This window comes from Streptomyces sp. NPDC001787, assembly GCF_040297465.1.
GTDB lineage: Bacteria > Actinomycetota > Actinomycetes > Streptomycetales > Streptomycetaceae > Streptomyces.
In genome coordinates this window covers 401,675-417,530 of the sequence record NZ_JBEOZE010000001.1, presented here as the reverse complement: position 1 = coordinate 417,530, position 15,856 = coordinate 401,675, and the positions used below count along the sequence as shown (strand labels likewise).

Here is a 15,856-nt window from a genome sequence, read left to right as displayed (position 1 = left end):
GGACAGCGAAGAGCCCCGTCCATCGAATGGACGGGGCTCCCGCTGTGGCGATCAGTTCAAGCGATCAGTGGTGACCGTGGCCGCTGGTGATCTCCTTGTACTCCTCGGCGGTGGGCTTGGCGATCTGGTTGTTCTCGCCGTAGAAGCCCTTGCTGAGCTTGACGCGCAGCTTCTCCAGCAGGGAGACCTTCCGCTTGACGCCGTTCTCGTCGACCGCGGGGCCGATCTCGGCGGGCTTGTACTGCTCGTGCGCCGTGAGCGTGTGCAGCTGGCCCTGGCTGAGCGGCTCGTGGATCTCGACGAACTCACCGTGCGGCAGGCGCTTGATCATGCCGGACTCGCGTCCGTGCAGCACCTTCTCCTTGTCGCGGCGCTGAAGGCCGAGGCAGATCCGCTTGGTGATGATGAACGCGATGACCGGTCCGGCGAAGAAGAAGATCCGGACGAACCACGAGATGGCGTTCAGCGACAGGTGGAAGTGCGTGGCCCACAGGTCGTTTCCACCGCCCACGAGGCCGATGAAGTACGCCGTGATCCAGGCGACACCGAAGGCCGTACGGGTCGGGGCGTTGCGCGGGCGGTCCAGGATGTGGTGCTCGCGCTTGTCCCCGGTGACCCAGGACTCGATGAACGGCCAGACCGCGATCGCGGTGAGGACGACACCGAAGAGCACCAGGGGGATGAACACACCCAGGACCAGCGTGTGGCCCCAGAGGTTGACCTCCCAGCCGGGCATCACACGCACCAGACCCTCGGCGAAGCCCATGTACCAGTCGGGCTGGGCTCCGGTGGAGACCTGGTCGATGCGGTACGGGCCGATGGCCCAGATCGGGTTGATCGAGGCGATGCCCGCGATCAGCGCGATGATGCCGAAGACCAGGAAGAAGAACCCTCCGGCCTTCGCCATGTACACCGGCAGCAGGGGCATGCCGACGACGTTCTTGTTGGTCCGGCCCGGACCCGCGAACTGCGTGTGCTTGTGGTAGAAGACCAGGATCAGGTGGCCGACCAGCAGCCCGAGCATGATGCCCGGCAGCAGCAGGATGTGGACCGAGTAGAACCGGGCGACGAAGTCGCCGCCGGGGAACTCTCCACCGAACAGGAACATCGAGATGTACGTGCCCACGATCGGCACGGACAGGATCGCGCCCTGGGTGAAGCGGACACCCGTACCGGAGAGCAGGTCGTCCGGGAGGGAGTAGCCGGTGAAGCCGGTGAACATGCCCAGCACGAACAGCAGGAAGCCGAACAGCCAGTTGATCTCACGCGGCTTGCGGAACGCGCCCGTGAAGAAGACGCGCATCATGTGCACGAACATGGCGGCGAGGAAGATCAGCGCGGCCCAGTGGTGGATCTGCCGCATGAGCAGACCACCGCGGACGTCGAAGCTGATGTCCAGCGTCGAGGCGTAGGCCTCGGACATCCGGATGCCCTGCATCGGCTCGTACGAGCCGTGGTACACGACCTCGTTCATGCTCGGGTGGAAGAACAGCGTCAGATACACACCCGTGAGGATGATGATGATGAAGCTGTAGAGCGCGACCTCACCGAGCATGAAGGACCAGTGGTCCGGGAAGATCTTGCGCATGTTGGCCTTGGCCAGGCTGTAGATGCCCAGCCGGCCGTCCGCCCAGTCGGCCACCCGCTCGCCGGCGGGCGCCTTGCGCTCGCTCGCCGCGTCAGCGGTCGCTGTGTTGGTCGTCGAAGTACTCATCCGCGCTCCCAGAAGGCAGCACCGACGGGCTCATCGAAGTCGCCGAGCGCCTGAAGGTTGCCCTCAGTGTTCACGCCGATCCGCAGCTGCGGGAGAGGGTGACCGGCCGGACCGAAGATGACGCGAGCGCCGTCGGAAAGGTCGAAGGTGGACTGGTGGCACGGGCAGAGCACGTGGTGCGTCTGCTGCTCGTAGAGGCTGATCGGGCAGCCGACGTGAGTGCAGATCTTCGAGAAGGCCACGATGCCCTCGTGGGCCCAGTCGCGCTGCTGCTTGTCCTTGATGTCGTCCGGCTCGATGCGGACGATCATCAGGGCAGCCTTGCCCATCTGCGTCTGGAAGTCGTGCGCCTCCGGGTCCAGGCCCTCGGGCATCGCGAAGGTCAGCGAACCGACGACGATGTCCTCGGGACGCAGCGGCTCCATCGTGTTCATGTTGATGAGCTGCTTGCCCCTGGCCCACAGGGTGTGACGGAGCTTCTTCTCCGGCAGCGGACCGAGGTCGCGCAGCAGCACCACACCGGAGAGCGGCACCAGGGCCAGCGCGCCGAACATGGTGTTCCGGATCAGCTTGCGCCGTCCGAAGGCGGACTCCTCGGCACCGGCCTTGAAGTCGGCGAGAACCTTCGCCTTGACCTCGGGGGCCGCCTCGATGGCGTGCCGGTCGTCGGCGACCTCGACATCGGACATCAGGGTGCGCGCCCAGTGGACGGCCCCCGCGCCGATGAAGAAGAGCGCCACGCCCAGGGTCACGCCCAGGGAGAAGTTGAGCGCGCTCACATGGCCGAAGGGCCAGATGAAGACGATCTTGTCCACCGGGAAGATGACGTAGGAGGCGATGAAGCCCACCGTCGCCAGCATCGACAGGGTGAACATGAACGCGACGGCCCGCTCGGAGCGCTTCGCGGCACGTTCGTCGATGTCCTGGATGCGCGGCTTGTGGGCCGGCAGCCCCGGGTCGGCGAACGGGTCGTCCGTACCCTCTACCGCGCCGTGCGCGGTCTCCTGCTCTGCGGGCAGGGTCTCTTCTGGAATCTCTTGGCTACTCATGACTTCTTGGCCTTAGCGGTGTGGGCCGCGACCCAAACGGCAACTGCGATCAGTGCGCCCAGCCCGAAGATCCACGCGAACAGACCCTCGCTGACCGGTCCGAGTCCGCCGAGGGAGAGTCCTCCGGGGTTCTCGGACTCGGCACCGTTGACGGTCTTGATGTACGCGATGATGTCCTTCTTCTCCTGCTCCGGCATCGTGGTGTCGGGGAAGGAGGGCATGCTCTGCGGGCCGGTCTGCATGGCCTCGTAGATGTGCTTCGGGCTCACGCCCTCAAGGGTGGGGGCGTACTTGCCGTGTGTCAGCGCGCCGCCCTCACCGGTGAAGTTGTGGCACTGGGCGCAGTTGGTGCGGAACAGGTCGCCGCCCTTGGCGACGTCTGCTCCCGCCGGGTCGACCTGCTTCTCGGTCGGCGTGATCGGACCGGCGCCGAGCGACGCCACGTACGCCGCGAGCTGGTCGATCTCGGCCTGGGTGTAGATGACCTTCTTCTTCGGTACCTGGGCGCCCGGCTGCTGTGCCGGCATACGGCCCGTACCGACCTGGAAGTCGACGGCGGCGGAGCCCACGCCGACAAGCTGCGGCCCGTCGGTGGTGCCCTGACCGCCGGCTCCGTGGCAGCTGGCGCAGCCGACGGAGTAGAGCTTCTTGCCCTCCTCGATGGCGAGGGACTGGGCGGTTTCATCGGCCTGCGCCTTGCCCGCAGGCGCAAACGCGGCGTACAGCCCCCCGGTAGCCGCCAGCGCGAGGAGTAGTACGACGATCGCCGCCAGTGGATGGCGTCGTCGTGCGGAGAGCTTTTTCACGGATTACCCCGGTGTCAGGATCTTCTGCGTCGATGGTGGGTGGGTGCGAGCCCGGTTACTTGATCATGTAGATCGTGGCGAAGAGGCCGATCCACACGACATCGACGAAGTGCCAGTAGTAGGACACGACGATGGCGGCGGTCGCCTGTTCGTGGGTGAACCTCTTGGCCGCGTATGTTCTGCCGAGAACCAGCAGGAAGGCGATGAGACCGCCTGTCACATGCAGACCGTGGAAGCCGGTGGTCAGGTAGAACACCGAGCCGTACGGGTCGGACGACAGGGAGAGCCCCGCGTCCTTGACCAGCTCGGTGTACTCCAGGACCTGGCCGCCGATGAAGATCGCACCCATCACGAAGGTGATGATGAACCAGGTGCGGAGCTTCTTCACATCGCCCCGCTCCGCGGCGAAAACGCCGAGCTGGCAGGTGAGTGAGGAAAGCACCAGGATCGTGGTGTTCGTCGCCGAGAACGGGAAGTTCAGATGATGAGCCATCTCCTTCCAGTGATCCGGTCCCATCACCGATCGCAGGGTGAAGTACATCGCGAAGAGGGCCGCGAAGAACATCAGCTCGGAACTCAACCAGATGATGGTTCCGACGCTGGTGAGGTTCGGTCGATTGACCGACGGGTGCGCGTGCCCGGTTTCTACTGTCGTTGCTGTCGCCACGACCGACATTATGTCGGTCGCTTATCCCGCCCTCACTCCGGGGGGTGCCGTTCGGTGTGTCAGAGGGGTGTGTCCTCCCCGAACGGCCCATCGAATCGGTGTCATTACCGGTGCTGACAGGCTGTCGGTCGGAGTACGATCCGCGCATCGGTTCATGCCCAGCGAGCCCCGAAGACACAGATGTCACGGAGGAACAATGCAGCCGACCGCCACGGTCCTGGTCTACAGCGACGACGCCAACATCCGCGAGCAGGTGAGGCTGGCAGCCGGTCGCAGGCCTGCGGCGGACGTGCCACCGGTGGAGTTCCTGGAGTGCGCCACCCTGCCCGCCGTCCTGTCCGCCCTGGACGGCGGCGGCATCGACATCTGCGTGCTGGACGGGGAGACGGCTCCCGCGGGCGGCATGGGCGTCTGCCGGCAGATCAAGGACGAGATCTTCGACTGCCCGCCGGCGCTCGTGCTGATCGGCCGCCCGCAGGACGCCTGGCTGGCCACCTGGAGCCGCGCGGACGCCGCGGTGACCCTGCCGGTCGAACCGGTCGAGTTCGCGGACGCCCTGGCCGCCCTGCTGCGCTCCCGGCTCTCCGTGGGGGCCTGAGGGCCCCCACGGGGCCCTGGGGAGACGTTCCGGGGGGCGGTGCACTCCACTGCCGGGTCAGACCTGGGGGCGCAGGCGCGCGGCCTGGACCGTGTTCGCGCTGTCCGGCGCCCCGCTGTGCAGGGCACTGCCCTTCTGCCACTTCTCCCAGGTCAGGTTCCAGTCGCCGAAGCCGTTGTCGAACGGGGTCATCGTCTCGCCCTCGCTGCCGACGACCTTGACGATGTCGCCCTCGCGGACGGTGTCGAAGAACCACTCGGCGTCGCCGGTGCTCATGCCCGTACAGCCGTGGCTGACGTTCGCGCTGCCCTGCGAGCCGGTGGACCAGGGGGCGGCGTGGACGTACTCGCCGCTCCAGGTGACCCGGGTCGCGTAGTAGACCGGCAGGTCGTACGACTCGGAGGAGCCGGCCGCGATGCCGATGCTCTCCCCGCGCATGCGTACGTAGTACTCCTTGCCGAGCACCACCTTGACGCCGTTGCGGGTGGAGAAGCCGGGCTTGCCGGTGGTGACCGGAATGGTGTTGATCACTTCTCCGTTGCGCAGCACCGTCATCGAGTGGTCCGCGGCGTCGGTCACGGCCTCGATGCGGTCGCCGGTGGTGAGCTTCAGCGGCTTGGCGGCGGCCCCGTAGAGGGCGTTGGTCACCTTGATGCCCGTGAGGTTGCTGCGGACCTCGATGGTGGCCCTGGCGGGCCAGTAGTCCTGCGGGCGGTAGTGCAGGGTCTTGTCGTCCACCCAGTACCAGGAGCCGGTCACCGCGGGCGTGGAGCGGACCTTCAGGGCGCGCTCCACGGTGGCCCGTGAGGCCTTGTCCGCGACCGGAGCGCTCAGTTCCGCCGTAATGGGCTGTCCGACGCCGTAGGTGCCCGCCCGGGGGCCGAAGGAGACGCTCAGCAGCTTCTTGGGCGAGGCGGTGTCGAACGTGAGCGTACGGGTGCCAGGAGCCCCGTCGTCGTCCTCGGTGGAGACCCTGACGGTGTATCCGGTGCCGGCCGCCAGCGGGGCCGTGGAGTGCCAGCGCCTGCCGTCGGCGGTGAGCTCGCCCGCCAGATGGCGACCGCCCCGGTCCACCGCCGACACATCCGTGATCCGGGTGTCGTCATCCGTGACGGTGACTTCCAGGGGCTTGTCCGGGTCGGCCTTGTGGCCCTCGGACGGACCGTTGAAGGAGACCTGGTCACCCGCGTCGTACGGCTTCTCCGCGAGCGGATGGCCATCGGGTCCCCCACAGGCCGTCGCCCCTGCGACCAGGGTCACGACCAGCAGAGTGCAGCTCACTACGGTGCGGATGCGGGGCGTCTGGTTCATGAACCCACGCTAAGAAGATTCATCCGATCCAGCGCGTTCAGTGCCTGCAAACGAGCGAGGGGCCCGGACCGCTCGGCTGAGCGGTGCGGGCCCCTCGCGGGGTGCTGCGGGTGTTACGGGTGGTGCGGTGTCACTGGGTGCGGTTCTCACCGCGGTAGTACTCGAAGACCCAGCCGAAGAGTCCGATCAGCAGGATCGGGGCCGAGAAGTAGAGCAGCCACCAGCCGAAGACGACGCCCATGAAGGCGAAGGCGCCGCCGACCGCCAGCGAGAGCGGCTGCCAGCTGTGCGGGGAGAAGAACCCCACCTCGCCGGCCTCGTCCGCGACATCGGCTTCCTTGTTGTCCTGGGCCATCTGGTCGACCCGGTTGGCCGTGAAGGCCAGGTAGAAGCCGATCATGACGCTCAGGCCGAAGGCCAGGACGAGCGCGGTGGTGCCCACCGGCTCCTTGGACCACACACCGTAGGTGACGGCCATGGCGAGCATGAAGACGCTCAGCCAGATGAACATCTTGCCTTGGATCTTCACTTGCCCGCCTCCTTGCCGCCGGCGAGGGCCTTGTCGGCCTCGGAGTGGTGCTCCAGCTGTTCGAGCGCCGAGATCTCCGGGTGGTGCAGGTCGAACGCCGGGGATTCGGAACGGATCCGCGGCAGGGTGAGGAAGTTGTGCCGCGGCGGCGGGCAGGAGGTCGCCCACTCCAGCGAGCGGCCGTAGCCCCACGGGTCGTCGACCTCGATCTTCTTGCCGTACTTGGCGGTCTTCCACACGTTGTAGAAGAACGGCAGCATCGACAGGCCGAGCAGGAACGAGGAGATCGTCGAGATCGTGTTCAGCGCGGTGTAGCCGTCGGCGGCGAGGTAGTCCGCGTAACGACGCGGCATGCCCTCGGCACCGAGCCAGTGCTGCACCAGGAACGTGCCGTGGAAGCCCACGAACAGCGTCCAGAACGTGATCTTGCCGAGCCGCTCGTCCAGCATCTTGCCCGTGAACTTCGGCCACCAGAAGTGGAATCCGGAGAACATCGCGAAGACCACGGTGCCGAAGATGACGTAGTGGAAGTGCGCGACGACGAAGTACGAGTCGGAGACGTGGAAGTCCAGCGGGGGCGAGGCCAGGATGACGCCGGTCAGACCACCGAAGGTGAAGGTGACCAGGAAGCCGACGGCCCAGAGCATCGGTGTCTCGAAGGACAACGACCCCTTCCACATGGTGCCGATCCAGTTGAAGAACTTCACCCCGGTCGGTACCGCGATCAGGAAGGTCATGAAGGAGAAGAACGGCAGCAGCACACCGCCGGTGACGTACATGTGGTGGGCCCACACGGTCACCGAGAGGCCCGCGATGGCGATCGTCGCGCTGATCAGGCCGATGTAGCCGAACATCGGCTTACGGCTGAACACCGGGATCACTTCGGAAATGATCCCGAAGAACGGCAGGGCGATGATGTACACCTCTGGATGGCCGAAGAACCAGAAGAGGTGTTGCCAGAGCAGTGCGCCGCCATTGGCCGCGTCGAAGATGTGCGCACCGAACTTGCGGTCCGCCTCCAGCGCGAAGAGCGCGGCGGCCAGGACCGGGAAGGCCAGCAGGACCAGCACACCGGTCAGCAGGACGTTCCAGACGAAGATCGGCATGCGGAACATCGTCATGCCGGGTGCGCGCATGCAGATGATCGTGGTGATGAAGTTGACCGAACCGAGGATCGTGCCGAAGCCGGAGAAGGCCAGACCCATGATCCACATGTCGGCGCCGATGCCCGGCGAGCGGACCGCGTCCGACAGCGGGGAGTAGGCGAACCAGCCGAAGTCGGCCGCACCCTGCGGGGTGAGGAAGCCCGCCACCGCGATGATCGAGCCGAAGAGGTACAGCCAGTACGCGAACATGTTCAGCCGCGGGAACGCCACGTCGGGCGCACCGATCTGGAGAGGCATGATCCAGTTCGCGAATCCGGCGAACAGCGGCGTCGCGAACATCAGCAGCATGATCGTGCCGTGCATCGTGAACGCCTGGTTGAACTGCTCGTTCGACATGATCTGCGTGCCGGGACGGGCCAGCTCGGCGCGCATGAAGAGCGCCATCAGTCCGCCGATGCAGAAGAACACGAACGACGTGACCAGGTAGAGCGTGCCGATCGTCTTGTGGTCAGTGGTGGTCAGCCACTTGATGACGACGTTTCCCGGCTGCTTGCGCCGTACCGGCAGCTCGTCCTCGTACGAGTCGTCTGCTGCCTCGGCACCCTGAGGTTCGTTGAGGATGCTCACAGTTTGTTCGTCTCCGCATTCCTGGCCGGGTCCGTCTGCTCGATGCCTGCCGGCACGTAGCCCGTCTGACCCTTCTCCGCCAGCTCCTTGAGGTGCTGCTGGTAACGCTCGGGAGAGACGATCTTGACGTTGAAGAGCATCCGGGAGTGGTCGGCGCCGCAGAGCTCGGCGCACTTGCCCATGTAGGTGCCCTCCCTGGTGGGAGTGACCTCGAACGCGTTGGTGTGGCCCGGGATGACGTCCTGCTTCATGAGGAACGGCACCACCCAGAAGGAGTGGATGACGTCACGCGAAGTGAGGACGAAGCGGACCTTCTCACCCTTCGGCAGCCACAGGGTCGGACCCGGGTTGCCGTTCTGCGGGTTACGGGTGCCGGGGATGCCCACGTCGTAGACGCCGCCGGCGTCCTTGGGGAAGTCCTTGCGGTACCGGTCGGGAATGGCGTCGAGCTCCTTGGGGATCTCGCTGCCGGCGGAAGGCTGGCCTTCCACCTTCTCGATGTAGTTGAAGCCCCAGCTCCACTGGTAGCCGACCACGTTGATGGTGTGGGCCGGCTTGTCGGAGAGCTCGAGGAGCTTCGATTCATCGCGCGCGGTGAAGTAGAAGAGCACCGAGACGATGATGAGGGGAACCACTGTGTACAACGCCTCGATGGGCATGTTGTACCTGGTCTGCGGAGGTACCTCCACCTTGGTCCGGCTACGCCGGTGGAAGATGACGCTCCAGATGATCAGCCCCCAGACAAGGACACCCGTGACGAGCGCTGCCGCCCACGAGCCTTGCCAGAGGGAGAGGATCCGAGGCGCCTCTTCCGTTACCGGGGTGGGCATACCGAGGCGAGGGAAATCCTCCCAGTTGTATGAACAACCGGAGGCCGTCGCCAGGACCAGGCCCGCAGTCAGCACCTGCGGCAGCTTCCGCCGCATCGGGCGCCGCGACGAGCGGTCGGAGCCGTTGGGACTCACGTAGCGCCTTCCCGAGAGTCTCGCCCGCACGGTCGGCGCGCCCGTCTCGCTGGTCGGTCGCCGGCCCTGACGCGGGCAGGGGTTTGGATGTTTATGCGGACCAAACCCTACTGGACGCTATTTGGGGTCGCGCGGGGAGGGTGCCCAACGCGCCGCCCGACTCCCCGAAGGGGTGGAATCCGGGCCTCCGGCCGCCATCTGACGCCCCCTCTCCCGTCGCGGCGGGCGGTCGGCTCCGGGGTGGGCGCGGGGGCGGGCTAGCGTGGCGGCGTGCCCTACTTCGACGCCGCCTCCGCCGCACCCCTGCACCCCGTCGCCCGCCAGGCGCTGCTTGCCGCCCTGGACGAGGGCTGGGCCGATCCCGCCAGGCTCTACCGGGAGGGGCGGCGCGCCCGGCTGCTGCTGGACACGGCCCGGGAGGCGGCGGCGGACGCGGCCGGCTGCCGTCCGGACGAGCTGGTGTTCACCTCTTCGGGGACGACGGCGGTGCACGCCGGAATCGCCGGGGCGCTCGCCGGGCGCCGGCGTGTCGGACGCCATCTGGTCCACTCCGCGGTCGAACATTCGTCGGTACTCCATTCGGCCGCGGCCCATGAGGCCGCGGGCGGGTCGTGCTCGGAGGTGCCGGCCGGCCGGTCGGGGGCGGTGAGCCCAAAGGCGTACGCCGGGGCCCTGCGCGCCGACACCGCGCTGGCCTGCCTCCAGTCGGCCAACCACGAGGTGGGCACCGAACAGCCGGTGGCCGAGGTGGCCGGGATCTGTGCCGCCGCCGGGGTACCGCTGCTGGTGGACGCGGCCCAGTCGCTGGGGTGGGGGCCGGTGCCCGGCGGCTGGTCGCTGCTGACCGCCTCCGCCCACAAGTGGGGCGGGCCGGCGGGGGTCGGGCTGCTGGCCGTGCGCAAGGGGGTCCGCTTCTCCCCCCAAGGCCCCTTCGGGGAACGGGAGTCGGGGCGGGCGGCCGGGTTCGAGAACATCCCGGCGATCGTGGCGGCGGCGGCCTCGCTGCGGGCGGTGCGCGCCGAGGCGGCGGCCGAATCGGTACGGCTGCGGGCCCTGGTGGAGCTGATCCGGACCTCGGTGGCCGCGCGGGTGCCGGATGTGGAGGTGGTGGGCGACCCGGAGCGGCGGCTGCCGCATCTGGTCACCTTCTCCTGTCTCTATGTCGACGGGGAGACACTGCTGGATGAACTGAACCGGGAGGGATTTTCCGTATCGTCCGGTTCGTCCTGCACCAGCAGCACACTGACGCCGAGCCATGTGCTCAAGGCGATGGGCGTGCTGTCCGAGGGAAATGTCCGGGTCTCGCTCCCGGCGGGCACCACCCGGGCCGATGTCGACCGCTTCCTCGACGTCCTGCCGGGCGTGGTGGCCGGGGTCCGGGAGAAGCTGGGCGCCCCGGTGGCGGCACCCGTCTCCCCCGCCCCCGCAGAGTCCCTCGTCGTCGACGCGCTGGGCCGGCGCTGCCCGATTCCGGTGATCGAACTCGCAAAGGTGATCGGAGAGGTGCCCGTGGGCGGCACGGTGACGGTCCTGGCCGACGACGAGGCGGCGCGCCTGGACATCCCGGCCTGGTGCGAGATGCGCGGTCAGGAGTACGTGGGTGAGGAGCCGGCGGACCGGGGCTCGGCCTATGTGGTCCGCCGGCTCGGCTGACTACACCAGGTGGACGCGCACCTCGGCGGCGGCCTCGTCGCCGTACGCCTTGGTGAAGCGGTCCATGAAGTCGGTGCGGCGCAGGGTGTACTCCTGGGTGCCGACCGTCTCGATGACCAGGGTGGCCAGCATGCAGCCGACCTGGGCCGCGCGCTCCAGGGAGACGCCCCAGGCCAGACCGGAGAGGAAACCGGCCCGGAAGGCGTCGCCGACGCCGGTCGGGTCGGCCTTGGCCTCCTCGTCCGGGCAGCCAACCTCGATCGTCGCCTCGCCGGCCCGCTCGATCCGGACACCGCGGGCGCCGAGTGTGGTGACCCGGTGGCCGACCTTGGCCAGGATCTCCTCGTCGCTCCAGCCGGTCTTGGACTCGATGAGCCCCTTCTCGTACTCGTTGGAGAAGAGGTACGTGGCACCGTCCAGCAGGATCCGGATCTCCTCGCCGTCCATGCGCGCGATCTGCTGGGAGAAGTCCGCGGCGAACGGGATGCCCCGGGTGCGGCACTCCTCGGTGTGCCGGAGCATCGCCTCGGGGTCGTCGGCGCCGATCGAGACCAGGTCGAGCCCGCCGAACCGGTCGGCGACGCTCTTCAGCTCGATCAGCCGTGCCTCGCTCATCGCTCCCGTGTAGAAGGAGCCGATCTGGTTGTGGTCGGCGTCGGTCGTGCAGACGAAGCGGGCGGTGTGCAGGACCTCGGAGATCCGTACGGAGCCGGTTTCGACGCCGTGCCGGTCGAGCCAGGCGCGGTACTCGTCGAAGTCGGCGCCGGCGGCGCCGACGAGGACCGGACCGGTGCCGAGCAGGCCCATGCCGAAGCAGATGTTCGCGGCGACACCGCCCCGGCGCACATCGAGGTTGTCGACGAGGAAGGAGAGGGAGACCGTATGCAGCTGATCCGCGACCAGCTGGTCGGCGAAACGGCCGGGGAAGGTCATGAGGTGATCGGTGGCGATGGAGCCGGTGACTGCAATACGCACGGGGAGAATGCTCCTGCGGAAGGCGAAGGGAACGCGGAGCGCGCCCTCCGGGACGGCGTGACAGTTCACGCTACCGGGTGATCGCCTCCTGACCGAGAGGGGAAAACTACCCGATAGTAGGTCTTTCTACCTGAGCACGACCGTGCATACGGTGCGGATATGTCGAAGCACATCGCACCGCGTGAGTCCGAGATGAGCCTTGCCGAGCTGCGCGGTGACTGCGCGCGAATGGCGCCGCACTGGGTGGTACCGGCGAGGGCGGTCGCGGCCCCGGTGGCACCGTCCCTGATCCACGGGGTATCGGTGCCTCCCGCGTCCGCCCGGCTGATCGACTCGATGTCCGAGTACGGCGACTGAGGCCGGTCCGAGCCCCGGAACCGGCTGCGGCAAACGGCTCTTTCCGGCCGGTTCCCGCCGGTCCGGCCGGGGCTCCGGCCGGCGGGCGCGGGACTCCCCCGCGCCCGCCGGTGGAACCGCGCGCTCCCCTGCTCCGTCCCACCGTTGTCCACCACCCGGAGGACACACGGCAGACACCGTGACGGCGATGCAGTCGAAGGAGCGATCCGGTGAGCACCGAGCGACCCGACAACGACGTGACCGGTCCCCGGCGGCGGCGTCCGCCGCTCGCGGTGGTCTCGGTGGCGGCAGCGGTGCTGCTGGCCGGCGGCGGCGGCGCGTACTGGGCCTCGACCGCCTCGGAGGGCGGCGGTACGGACAGTGGTGCCGCGCCCCGCAGCGACGGCGCGGCCCCCGTACTGTCCCTGGACGCGTCGGAGACGCCCGGGGAGACCCCTGGGGCGCCGCCCCGGGGCATCGCCCCGGGTGAACCGGACCCTGGGGGCTCCGGCATCGTCTACCGCGCCTCCGGCGAGCTGCCCGACGGCCCGGACTCGGCGGCCGTCCACCGTGCGACGGGCACCGTCACCGCGGCCGAGGTCACCCGGCTGGCGAAGGCCCTCGGCCTCACCGGCACCCCGCACACCGAGGGCACCTCCTGGGCGGTGGGCGCGGGCAAGGACGGCCCCTCCCTCAAGGTCACCAAGCAGGCGCCGGGCACCTGGACGTTCGCCCGGTACGGCTCCGGGGGCCCGGCCCCCTGCGAGCCCGGCAGGATGTGCGCGAACGGGGACGGAGGGCCGGGCGCGGCGGACCCGGTGAGCGACAGGGCGGCCAAGGCGGCCGCGGCACCCGTGCTCAAGGCGGCCGGTCAGGACGACGCGGCCCTCGACGCGGGCCAGCTGATGGGCGCCGTACGGGTGGTGAACGCCGACCCGGTGGTCGACGGGCTGCCCACGTACGGCTGGCAGACCGGGATCCAGGTGGGCCCCGGCGGCGAGGTGGTCGGCGGCAGCGGGCATCTGAAGGCCCTGGAGAAGGGCGACACCTATCCGGCGGTCGGCGCGGACGAGGCGCTGAAGCAGCTGAACGCCGCCGGCCGGAACAGCGGCCCGCCGGACGTCGGCGGCTGCGCCGTCCCCGTACCGCTGGAGGACGGACAGCAGCCCCTGAAGCCCACGAAGCCGTCCCAGCCGCAGTGCGTGCCGTCGAACGGCAAGCCGGCGCCGGTCACACGGACGGTCCACAAGGCGGTGTTCGGGCTGGCCCTGAACCACGTGGACGGGCGGCAGACCCTCGTACCGTCCTGGCTCTTCTCGGTACGGTCGGCGCCCGGCGGGCCGGAGAGCACCGTCACCCAGGTGGCCGTGGCCCCCGATTTCCTGACGAAGCCGGACGCCCCGCAGCAGCCGGGCGACCGGAAGGTCACCTCCTACAGCGCGGACGGCCGGACGCTGGAGGTAACGTTCTGGGGCGGCGTGTGCGCCACGTACACGGCGAGCGCCGAGGAGAGCGCGGGTCAGGTGCGGGTGTCGGTGACCGAGGCCAAGCAGGACGGCGACAAGGTCTGCGTCATGATCGCCAAGGAGCTGAAGCGGACGGTGACGCTGGACGCGCCGCTGGGCGACCGCAGGGTCGTCGACGCGGAGTCGGGCAATGCGGTGCCGCGCGGCTGAACACGGTCCGGACACACGACGGCGGCGGCCCCCGGGAAGGGATCCCGGGGGCCGCCGCCGTCGGTCCGCCGCCTAGCTGAAGGAGTCGCCGCAGGCGCAGGAACCCGTGGCGTTCGGGTTGTCGATCGTGAAGCCCTGCTTCTCGATGGTGTCGACGAAGTCGATGGAGGCGCCGCCCAGGTACGGGGCGCTCATCCGGTCGGTGACGACCTTGACGCCGTCGAAGTCCTTCACGACGTCGCCGTCGAGCGAACGCTCGTCGAAGAAGAGCTGGTAGCGCAGGCCCGAGCAACCGCCGGGCTGAACGGCGACGCGCAGCGCCAGGTCCTCGCGGCCCTCCTGCTCCAGCAGGCCCTTGACCTTGGCTGCGGCGGCGTCCGAAAGGAGGATGCCGTCGTTCACGGTGGTGGTCTCGTCCGATACGGACATCTGCTTCTCTCCCGGGTTGTACGGACTGCTTGCCGACGTTTCAACCGTCGGGGCCGCGGATTCATTCCGGGCCAGGTGCCTGTCTGTTCCTTTCATGCTCGCACACCACCCGGGCAGCCGGATGCGTCACATCGACGCTATCGGCATCGTCAACGTGACGCGAAGCGGTTATGATAAATAACGTCAAATAGACGAAAAGGCTAGTCCGCAGAGAAGAGAGGGTGCGTGACGTGACCACCGCCCAGCCCCTGGATGTACAGCCGTCGCCCCTCGCGCTGCTGCTGCTCGGCCGCGAGGCCGACCCGAAGAGCGAGCGCGGCGTGGAGTGCCCCGGCGACCTCCCCTCCCCGTCCGACCCGGACCTGGTGGAGCGCGCCCGTGCCGCGAAGGAGAAGCTCGGGGACAAGGTCTTCGTCCTCGGCCACCACTACCAGCGCGACGAGGTCATCCAGTTCGCGGACGTCACCGGCGACTCGTTCAAGCTCGCCCGGGACGCGGCGGCGCGCCCGGAGGCCGAGTACATCGTCTTCTGCGGCGTGCACTTCATGGCCGAGTCGGCGGACATCCTGACCTCGGACGACCAGAAGGTCGTGCTGCCGGACCTGGCGGCGGGCTGCTCGATGGCCGACATGGCCACCGCCGAGCAGGTCGCCGAGTGCTGGGACGTCCTGACCGAGGCCGGTGTCGCCGAACAGGTCGTGCCCGTCTCGTACATGAACTCCTCCGCCGACATCAAGGCCTTCACCGGCAGGCACGGCGGCACGATCTGCACCTCGTCCAACGCGAAGACGGCCCTGGAGTGGGCCTTCGAGCAGGGCGAGAAGGTGCTCTTCCTCCCCGACCAGCACCTCGGCCGGAACACCGCGGTGCGGGACATGGGGATGACACTGGAGGACTGCGTCCTCTACAACCCGCACAAGCCGGGCGGCGGCCTGACCACCGAGGAACTGCGCGCCGCGAAGATGATCCTGTGGCGTGGGCACTGCTCGGTGCACGGGCGCTTCTCGGTCGAGTCCGTCAACGACGTGCGCGCCCGCATACCCGGCGTCAATGTGCTGGTGCACCCGGAGTGCAAGCACGAGGTCGTGGCGGCCGCGGACTACGTCGGTTCGACCGAGTACATCATCAAGGCCCTGGAAGCGGCCCCGGCCGGCTCGAAGTGGGCGATCGGCACGGAACTGAACCTGGTCCGCCGGCTCGCCGAGCGCTTCGCGGCCGAGGACAAGGAGATCGTCTTCCTCGACCGGACGGTCTGCTTCTGCTCGACGATGAACCGGATCGACCTGCCGCACCTCGTCTGGACGCTGGAGTCGCTGGCCGAGGGCAATCTGATCAACCGGATCGAGGTCGCCCCGGAGACGGAGAAGTACGCGAAGCTCGCGCTGGAGCGGATGCTCGCGCTGGCGTAGCCGCGC

At 68.4% G+C, this 15,856-nt stretch carries 15 protein-coding genes; 5 read left to right on the top strand and 10 right to left on the bottom strand.

Annotation, left to right across the window (positions count from 1 at the left end; translation table 11 throughout):
- Nucleotides 1–64: 64 nt before the first annotated feature.
- The 4 genes from qcrB to ctaE are packed head-to-tail and all read right to left on the bottom strand — an operon-like array spanning nucleotide 65 to nucleotide 4,245.
- Nucleotides 65–1,714: a cytochrome bc1 complex cytochrome b subunit gene (qcrB, locus tag ABT170_RS01745; RefSeq protein WP_329945633.1), complete on the bottom strand. Its 1,650-nt coding sequence runs from the start codon at nucleotides 1,712–1,714 to the stop codon at nucleotides 65–67.
- Nucleotides 1,711–2,763: a cytochrome bc1 complex Rieske iron-sulfur subunit gene (qcrA, locus tag ABT170_RS01740; RefSeq protein ID WP_329945632.1), complete on the bottom strand. Its 1,053-nt coding sequence runs from the start codon at nucleotides 2,761–2,763 to the stop codon at nucleotides 1,711–1,713. The genes qcrB and qcrA overlap by 4 nt, the downstream gene beginning before the upstream one ends.
- On the bottom strand, nucleotides 2,760–3,569 hold the full coding sequence (gene qcrC, locus ABT170_RS01735; protein WP_329945631.1) for a cytochrome bc1 complex diheme cytochrome c subunit: 810 nt from the start codon (nucleotides 3,567–3,569) through the stop codon (nucleotides 2,760–2,762). Before qcrC ends, qcrA begins: the two co-directional genes overlap by 4 nt.
- 55 nt (nucleotides 3,570–3,624) lie before the next feature.
- Nucleotides 3,625–4,245: an aa3-type cytochrome oxidase subunit III gene (gene ctaE, locus ABT170_RS01730; protein WP_266807862.1), complete on the bottom strand. Its 621-nt coding sequence runs from the start codon at nucleotides 4,243–4,245 to the stop codon at nucleotides 3,625–3,627.
- Nucleotides 4,246–4,432: 187 nt separating this feature from the next.
- On the opposite strand from ctaE, the gene ABT170_RS01725 reads away from it, so the two are divergent.
- Nucleotides 4,433–4,834 (top strand): DNA-binding transcriptional response regulator, encoded by a 402-nt coding sequence (locus ABT170_RS01725; RefSeq protein ID WP_329945630.1) that lies wholly within the window; start codon nucleotides 4,433–4,435, stop codon nucleotides 4,832–4,834.
- A gap of 57 nt (nucleotides 4,835–4,891) precedes the next feature.
- On the opposite strand, the gene ABT170_RS01720 is transcribed toward ABT170_RS01725, so the two are convergent.
- The 4 genes from ABT170_RS01720 to ctaC all read right to left on the bottom strand — a co-directional run bounded on the left by ABT170_RS01720 (nucleotide 4,892) and on the right by ctaC (nucleotide 9,372).
- Nucleotides 4,892–6,145, bottom strand: a complete 1,254-nt coding sequence (locus ABT170_RS01720) for a L,D-transpeptidase (RefSeq protein ID WP_329945629.1) — start codon at nucleotides 6,143–6,145, stop codon at nucleotides 4,892–4,894.
- A 130-nt stretch (nucleotides 6,146–6,275) separates the two neighbouring features.
- On the bottom strand, nucleotides 6,276–6,674 hold the full coding sequence (locus tag ABT170_RS01715) for a cytochrome c oxidase subunit 4 (RefSeq protein ID WP_329945628.1): 399 nt from the start codon (nucleotides 6,672–6,674) through the stop codon (nucleotides 6,276–6,278).
- The gene (gene ctaD / locus ABT170_RS01710) at nucleotides 6,671–8,407 is read right to left on the bottom strand and encodes an aa3-type cytochrome oxidase subunit I (RefSeq protein ID WP_351863412.1); all 1,737 of its coding nucleotides are present in this window, start codon (nucleotides 8,405–8,407) and stop codon (nucleotides 6,671–6,673) included. Before ctaD ends, ABT170_RS01715 begins: the two co-directional genes overlap by 4 nt.
- Nucleotides 8,404–9,372, bottom strand: coding sequence for an aa3-type cytochrome oxidase subunit II (ctaC, locus tag ABT170_RS01705; RefSeq protein WP_329943189.1), 969 nt, complete (start codon nucleotides 9,370–9,372; stop codon nucleotides 8,404–8,406). Before ctaC ends, ctaD begins: the two co-directional genes overlap by 4 nt.
- Nucleotides 9,373–9,642: 270 nt before the next feature.
- Between ctaC and ABT170_RS01700 the strand changes: the two genes are divergently transcribed.
- Nucleotides 9,643–11,025 carry a cysteine desulfurase/sulfurtransferase TusA family protein gene (locus ABT170_RS01700; RefSeq protein WP_351863409.1) on the top strand — a complete coding sequence of 461 codons (1,383 nt, stop codon included), beginning with the start codon at nucleotides 9,643–9,645 and terminating at the stop codon, nucleotides 11,023–11,025.
- Here ABT170_RS01700 and ABT170_RS01695 read toward each other — a convergent pair whose 3' ends face one another.
- The gene (locus ABT170_RS01695) at nucleotides 11,026–12,000 is read right to left on the bottom strand and encodes a carbohydrate kinase family protein (RefSeq protein ID WP_329943191.1); all 975 of its coding nucleotides are present in this window, start codon (nucleotides 11,998–12,000) and stop codon (nucleotides 11,026–11,028) included.
- A gap of 159 nt (nucleotides 12,001–12,159) precedes the next feature.
- Between ABT170_RS01695 and ABT170_RS01690 the strand changes: the two genes are divergently transcribed.
- On the top strand, nucleotides 12,160–12,357 hold the full coding sequence (locus tag ABT170_RS01690) for a hypothetical protein (RefSeq protein ID WP_329943192.1): 198 nt from the start codon (nucleotides 12,160–12,162) through the stop codon (nucleotides 12,355–12,357).
- Between the two features lie 209 nt (nucleotides 12,358–12,566).
- Nucleotides 12,567–14,012 carry a hypothetical protein gene (locus ABT170_RS01685; protein WP_351863407.1) on the top strand — a complete coding sequence of 482 codons (1,446 nt, stop codon included), beginning with the start codon at nucleotides 12,567–12,569 and terminating at the stop codon, nucleotides 14,010–14,012.
- A 72-nt stretch (nucleotides 14,013–14,084) separates the two neighbouring features.
- Here the strand turns inward: ABT170_RS01685 and ABT170_RS01680 are convergent, their stop codons facing one another.
- A complete protein-coding gene (locus ABT170_RS01680) occupies nucleotides 14,085–14,441 on the bottom strand; it encodes a HesB/IscA family protein (RefSeq protein WP_329943194.1) in 357 nt (118 codons plus the stop codon).
- A 221-nt stretch (nucleotides 14,442–14,662) separates the two neighbouring features.
- On the opposite strand from ABT170_RS01680, the gene nadA reads away from it, so the two are divergent.
- Nucleotides 14,663–15,850: a quinolinate synthase NadA gene (gene nadA / locus ABT170_RS01675; RefSeq protein WP_351863405.1), complete on the top strand. Its 1,188-nt coding sequence runs from the start codon at nucleotides 14,663–14,665 to the stop codon at nucleotides 15,848–15,850.
- Nucleotides 15,851–15,856 lie beyond the last annotated feature (6 nt).